General features: G+C 31.8%; 6 protein-coding genes. All 6 read left to right on the top strand.

Annotated features, from left to right (window positions below; all coding sequences use genetic code 11):
• Window positions 1–78 precede the first annotated feature (78 nt).
• Window positions 79–1,269: a knotted carbamoyltransferase YgeW gene (gene ygeW / locus Q1J76_RS06460; RefSeq protein WP_300368566.1), complete on the top strand. Its 1,191-nt coding sequence runs from the start codon at window positions 79–81 to the stop codon at window positions 1,267–1,269.
• A gap of 130 nt (window positions 1,270–1,399) precedes the next feature.
• Window positions 1,400–2,341, top strand: coding sequence for a carbamate kinase (arcC, locus tag Q1J76_RS06455; protein WP_300368563.1), 942 nt, complete (start codon window positions 1,400–1,402; stop codon window positions 2,339–2,341).
• Window positions 2,342–2,394: 53 nt separating this feature from the next.
• Complete coding sequence (locus Q1J76_RS06450; protein ID WP_300368560.1) at window positions 2,395–3,735, top strand: uracil-xanthine permease family protein; 1,341 nt, start codon at window positions 2,395–2,397, stop codon at window positions 3,733–3,735.
• A gap of 38 nt (window positions 3,736–3,773) precedes the next feature.
• Window positions 3,774–5,909: a xanthine dehydrogenase family protein molybdopterin-binding subunit gene (locus tag Q1J76_RS06445; RefSeq protein WP_300368557.1), complete on the top strand. Its 2,136-nt coding sequence runs from the start codon at window positions 3,774–3,776 to the stop codon at window positions 5,907–5,909.
• Entirely contained in the window at window positions 5,909–6,403 is a 495-nt protein-coding gene (locus Q1J76_RS06440; RefSeq protein ID WP_300368554.1) for a (2Fe-2S)-binding protein, read from the top strand. Before Q1J76_RS06445 ends, Q1J76_RS06440 begins: the two co-directional genes overlap by 1 nt.
• Entirely contained in the window at window positions 6,388–7,233 is an 846-nt protein-coding gene (locus Q1J76_RS06435) for an FAD binding domain-containing protein (protein WP_300368551.1), read from the top strand. The genes Q1J76_RS06440 and Q1J76_RS06435 overlap by 16 nt, the downstream gene beginning before the upstream one ends.
• Window positions 7,234–7,239: the final 6 nt, after the last annotated feature.

The raw sequence follows: 7,239 nt of genomic DNA, 5'->3' as shown, positions 1-7,239 counted from the left end.
GCTGCTGTACCTACTATATATTGTGCAAATAAGTAAACTAAAATAAAATAAATAAAAAACAAAAAAAGGATTAAAATTATGGGTATACAAAAATACATTTCAAAACTTGATAGCCTTGAATTTGGCAAAATGTATCAAAATGACTTCTTTTTGACTTGGGACAAAACTTTTGATGAATTACAAGCAGTATGGACAGTTGCTGATGCTCTTAGATTCTTAAGAGAAAGCAATATTTCTACTAAAGTATTTGATTCTGGTTTAGGTATTTCTTTATTTAGAGATAACTCTACTAGAACTCGTTTTTCTTTTGCTTCTGCTTGTAACCTTTTAGGTTTAGAAGTACAGGATTTAGACGAAGGTAAAAGCCAAATAGCTCATGGTGAAACAGTTAGAGAAACTGCTAACATGATCTCTTTCATGGCTGATGTTATAGGTATTAGAGATGATATGTATATTGGTAAAGGTCATGAATATATGAAAGAAGTTTCTGAATCTGTAAGACAAGGTTACAATGATGGTATATTAGAGCAGAGACCTACTTTAGTTAACTTACAGTGTGACAGGGACCATCCAACTCAAATGATGGCTGACTCTTTACACTTTATCCATGAATTAGGTGGATTAGAAAACCTTAAAGGTAAAAAAGTTGCTATGACTTGGGCTTATTCTCCTTCTTACGGTAAACCTCTTTCTGTACCTCAAGGTGCTGCTGCTTTATTCACTAGATTAGGTATGGATGTTGCTTTAGCCTATCCAAAAGGTTATGAACTTATGCCTGAAGTTGAAGCTATTGCTAGAAAAAATGCTGAAGATGCTAATGTTAAATTAACTATCACTAATAGTATGGAAGAAGCATTTGAAGATGCTGATATTGTTTATCCTAAATCTTGGGCTCCTTTTGCTGCTATGCAGGAGAGAACAAACTTTTATGAAAAAGGCGACACTGACGGAATCAAAGCTCTTGAAAAGAAATTATTAGAGCAGAATGCTAATCATAAAAATTGGACTTGTACCGAAGAAATGATGAAGAAAACTAAAAACGGAAAAGCCTTGTACTTACACTGCTTACCTGCTGACATTACTGGTATTAGTTGTAAAGAAGGTGAAGTTAATGCTTCAGTATTCGACAGATACAGAGTTCCTCTTTATAAAGAAGCTAGCTACAAACCTTATGTTATAGCTGCTATGATATTCCTATCTAAATTCAGAGATCCACAAGCTATATTAAGCAAATTAGCTAATGAAAAAACTCAAAGAATATTTGGATAATAAAAACTAAGATAGATGGTAAGTATCTATAACACATATAGTGCTTACCATTTTATATCTAGTATATTGTGAAAAAAAGCACTTTTTACAATACAAAAATGAATTTAATTTTGTTTTAGGATATAAAAATATGGAAAATAAGAAAAGAATTGTTATTGCTTTGGGAGGTAATGCTTTAGGTGATACTCTTGCAGAGCAAATGGAAGCTGTAAAAATCACAGCTAAAAATATTGTAGATTTAGTAGAAAACGGATGCGAAGTAATAGTGGCACATGGTAACGGTCCTCAAGTTGGATTTATAAATAATGCTATGAATGAGTACACTAATAACCATAAAACAGGAAATGATATACCTCTTTCTGTTTGTGTTGCTATGAGTCAGGCTTATATAGGTTATGACTTACAGAATGCTATTATGGAAGAATTCTCTAATAGAAATATCACTGTTCCGCCTATAGCTACATTAATTACTCAGGTAGTAGTTGATGAAAATGATCCTGCTTTCCAAAATCCTACTAAACCTATAGGTCAGTTTATGACTAAAGAGGAAGGCGAAGTAAAAGCTAAAGAATTAGGTTGGATAGTTAAAGAAGATGCAGGCAGAGGATACAGAAGAGTTGTTGCATCTCCAAAACCTGTTGCTATAGCTGAAAGCACTGCTATCAATGCTATGCTTAATGAAAAAGCACTAGTAATATGCTGCGGCGGTGGCGGAATACCTGTAATAAAAAAAGGAAATCACTTAAAAGGTATGGCTGCTGTTATTGATAAAGACTTTGCAGCTTCAGTTCTTGCAAAAGAGCTTAATGCTGATATGCTTATTATTTTAACTGCTGTTGAAAAAGTTGCTATTAACTTCGGTAAACCTGATGTTAAATGGCTTGATTCTATTACTATAGAAGAAGCTAAAAAACACTGTGATGATGGTCAGTTTGCACCTGGTTCTATGCTTCCAAAAGTACAGGCTTGTATGCAGTTTGTAGAAGCTACTGGAAAAGAAGCTATGATAACATTACTTGAAAAAACTAAAAATGCTATCAATGGAGAAACTGGTACTAAAGTGATAAAATAATAAAAAAGAATTGTACATATGATAAAAAACATCTAAATTAAAGGGAGGATCATATGGAAGGAAACAAATCCAATTTAATTTATCAGCTTGAAGGGCGTCCAAGTATAGCTGTTGCCCTTCCTTTGGGTATGCAGCATGTAATGGCAATGTTCACATCAAATTTAGCTCCTATATTAATTATTGCTGGGGTATGCGGTTTATCTGGAGCTGATACTGTTGTAATGGTGCAATGTGCTATGTTTGTATCAGGGCTTACAACTTTTATTCAGCTTTATCCTATAAGATTGGGTAAAAACAGACAAATCGGTGCTAATCTTCCAATAGTTATGGGAACTTCTTTCGCTTTTGTACCAACTGCTCAGACTGTTGCTTCTATGGGTGGAATAGGAATGGTTCTAGGCGGTGCTATGATTGGAAGTTTAACAGAAGTTATAATGGGTTTCTTCTATAAATATATACGTAAATTCTTTCCGCCTTTGGTTGTAGGATGTACGCTTGTAACTATAGGTGTAAGTTTGCTTAATGTCGGAGTTAACTATTTTGCTGGAGGTATAGGATCTCCTGATTATGGTTCTCCTAAAAATTTAGCTATGGGTTTTTTATCTTTATTTATTATCATAATACTTCAAAAATTTGGTAAAGGTATAATTAAAAATTCTGCTATTTTAATAGGTCTTATTATTGGATATATAATTTCTGCATGCTTGGGTATGGTTAATACTCAGCCTATATACGAAGCATCTTGGTTTAGATTACCTCTTCCAATGCATTTCAAAATAGAATTTTCTTTATCTGCTATATTAAGTTTTGCTGTTTTATATATTACTTCAGGTTTAGAAACTATAGGTAATACTTCAGGTATAACAATAGCAGGATTTGACAGAGAAGCTACAGAAAAAGAAACTTCAGGTGCTATTTTGGCAGATGCTTTAGGATCTACAACAGCAGCATTCTTTAATTGTCTTCCAAATACTGCTTTTGGACAAAATGCTGGTATAGTATCTATGACTAAAGTAGTTAATAAATTCTGTATAGCAACAGGAGCTTTTGTTCTAATGCTATGCGGTTTCTTTCCTAAATTAGGTGCTATATTCTCAGCTATACCTAGTTCTGTATTAGGAGGTTCCATAATAACAGTATTTGCTATGATTTTAATTAATGGTATAAAAATGATAGCTAAAGCTGGTTTTAGTGAACGTAATATAATAGTAATGGGTATTACTTTTGCTTTGGGGCTTGGAATAGCAAATAATCAGAATGCAATTGCTAATCTTCCAAGTTATATAAAATTCATATTCCATGACACTGTTTCTGCAACTTGTATTATATCTATAGTGGCAAATCTTATCTTCCCTGCTGAAAAAGTAAGCAGTCCCGAAGATTATAATGCATAAATGGTGTTTGGATATTTAGTTTATAAGGATGTGTATAAATGAAAACTTTTATTAAAGAATTAAAAAACTCTGTTCCAAGAGTGGATGCTTTAGGTAAAATAACAGGAAAAACCAAATATCTAAATGATATAGATTTTGGAAAAGATATTCTTCATGCAAAAATTGTGCACTCTACAAAAGCTAGAGCTAAAATATTAAAAATCAATATTCCTGATTTACCTGAAGGTTATTTTACAGTTGACTACAAAGATGTTCCGGGTAAGAATATGACTACTATGGTTGTATCAGACTGGTTTCCATTTGCAGAAGATACTGTAAGATATATTGGCGAAACTATATTATTGGTTGTAGGTCCAGATAAAAATATAGTATATGATATAGCTGAAAAAATAGTTATAGAATATGAAGATTTAGAAGCTGCTATAAATATAGAAGATTCTAAAAAATTATTAGGCGGTCCTATAGTAAATGATGATAATATATTTATATCATTTAAAGCAGGATACGGTGATGTTGATGAAGCATTTAAAAAAGCTAAAACCATAATAGAAGAAACTTATCACACACCATATCAAGAACATTTATATATGGAAGTTAATGGAACAGTTGGAGTTTGGGAAAATGACAGCATAACATTATATTCGTCTACTCAATGTCCTTATTATGTACAAAAGGCTGTAGCACCTGTACTCGGTGTAGAAAATAATAATTTAAGAATAGTAGCTCCGCCTATAGGAGGAGGGTTCGGAGGTAAGGAACATTACCCTGATGTACTTTCTGCTGCAGTAGCGGTTGCCACATATAAGGCTAAAAAAACTGTTAAACTCATATTAGACAGACAATTTGATATGGCTTATACAGTAAAAAGACAGCCTGCCCAAATAACTACTAAAGTTGCACTTGATGAAAATAATAATATTATTGCTCTTGATGTAATATCTGATATGGATGCAGGTGCTTATGAGGCAAGTTCAAGAGTTATAATGCAGAGATGCACTTATACTGCTGCTAATGTATATAATTTCCCAAATGTCAGAGTTTTAGGAAGATTATATGCTACTAATAATGTACCTAGCTGTGCATTCAGAGGTTTTGGAGCACCTCAGGCTATATTTGCTATAGAAAGAACTATGGATAATATTGCTAATAAAATAGGAATAGACTCTATAGAACTTAAAAGAAAATATTTTATAAAACAGAATGATACTACAATAACAGGTGGTATATTCCATGATAATATAATACTACCTAAAATGTTGGATTTAGCTTTAAAAGAATCTGATTATGAAAATAAAATAAAAAAATATAAAGATGATATGTACAGAGGTATTGGAATATCATGCTTTTTACATGGATGCGGATTCACAGGAAGCGGAGAAAGGGATATAATTAAATCAAAATTGAAATTAAGAAAGAAAGGGAATAAAGTATTAATACTTACTTCAAATACAGAAATGGGACAGGGCTTGCATACCACATTTAGAAAAATAGCTGCTTACAATTTGGAAATACCAGTAGAAGATATAGATATTGAAGAATATGATACTGATAAAATATCAAATACAGGTCCTACTGTGGCATCTCGTTCAGCTATGGTTGTAGGATATTTAATACAAGAGGCTTCCAAAAAATTAAAGCAGCAATGGAATGATGCAGAAGAAATAGAAATAGTTCAAGATTATAAACATCCTGAACATTTGGTAGCTTGGGATAATAATACATTAAGAGGTGATGCTTATCCTAGCTACGGACTTGGTATTAATGTTGTTGAAGTAGAAGTTGATAAAGTTACATTAGAAGTAAAAATAGTAGGAGTTTGGGCTGTATTTGATGCTGGATATCCTATAGATGAAAAGATAGTTGAAGGTCAAATAAAAGGAGGAATTGCTCAGGCACTTGGATGGGGAGCTTTGGAAAAATTAGTAAATAAAGATGGAAGATTCCTACAAGTGAAAATGTCTGATTATATGATACCTACTTCTTTAGATTTACCTGAAATAAAAACTTGTATTATGGGAGAACCATATCAATACGGACCATTAGGGGCAAAAGGTATAGGAGAAATTACTTTTGATGGTGCTGCTAGTGCTTATGCAGCTGCTATGGAAAATGCTTTGAATTACCATTTCAAAAAGATTCCTATTTTACCTGAAAACATAGCGGAGGTAATATAATGGCTATTAAATTTAAAGTAAATGGAAATGAAGTTAATACACAATTGAATCCTTTAACAAGGCTAATAGATTTTATAAGAGATGAATTAAAACTTACAGGTACTAAAGAAGGATGCGGAGAAGGAGAATGCGGTGCATGTGTAGTTTTTATGAATGGAAAAATTGTAAACTCTTGTCTTATTCCTATAGCTTTATGCGAAGGAAAAGAAATAATGACTATAGAAGGTTATTCAGAAACAGAAAGAGGAAAGATTGTAGTGCAGTCATTTTTAGATGAAGGTGCTGTACAATGCGGATTTTGTACACCAGGTATGATAATGTCATCTGAAGCTATTTTGAATGATACAGAAGGTAAACCTACAGAATATGATATAAGAAAGGGATTATCTGGAAATCTATGCAGATGTACTGGTTATGATCATATAGTAAATGCAGTGTTAAAAGCTTCTAATATGGCTTTTAAGGAGGGTAAAAATTTATGGCAGAAACTTTAAAAGTTAAAAGTATTAATGAAGCATTAGATTTCAGAGCTAAATGCGATTCTATAGTTTTTGCAGGCGGTACTGATTTAATGGTTGAATATTTGAGAGGAAGTAATTTAATAATTAAATTTGATAAACCTGTACTATTTATCAATGAAATAAATGAATTAAAAGGTATAGAAGAAGATGATAATAATATCATTATAGGAGCTTTAACTACTTTTGATGAAATTATAAAATCAGATTTAACACCTCAAGTATTAAAAGATAGTGCCTCAGGAATTGCTGGACCTCCTATTAGAAATATAGCTACAATTGGAGGAAATATATGCAATGCCTCCCCTTCTGCTGATAGTTTGCCTTCTTTATATGCTATGGATGCAGTATTAGTATTAAAAAATAAAGACTCCCAAAGAGAAATAAAAATAAAAGACTTCATTACAGGTGTTGGTAAAACAATAATAAAAAATGATGAAATACTTACGCATATAAAAATACCAAAGAAAAATTATCAATATTCTTTTTATAGAAAAATAGGTACTAGAAAAGCAAATGCATTATCTAAACTTGCTATATGTGCTTTGGTTTGTGAAGAAAATAATAAATACAGATTTAAAATAAGTTTTTGTACATTGGGTATTACAGTTACAAGAGATGAAAACATAGAAGAAAAATTTATGGTTTCAAATATTAAGGAATGGAAAGACAATATCAAATCTATACAGGAAGCATACTCTTCTATTATGAGTCCAAGAGACAGTGCAAGGTCAACAGCATTATATAGAAAGAAATGTGCTTTAAATTTAATAGAATATTTTTTAGATACTATATCTAAAAAATAAATAAAA

It is taken from the genome of Brachyspira sp. (genome assembly GCF_029258575.1).
Taxonomy (GTDB): domain Bacteria; phylum Spirochaetota; class Brachyspiria; order Brachyspirales; family Brachyspiraceae; genus Brachyspira.
This window is presented reverse-complemented; position numbering and strand designations above follow the sequence as displayed.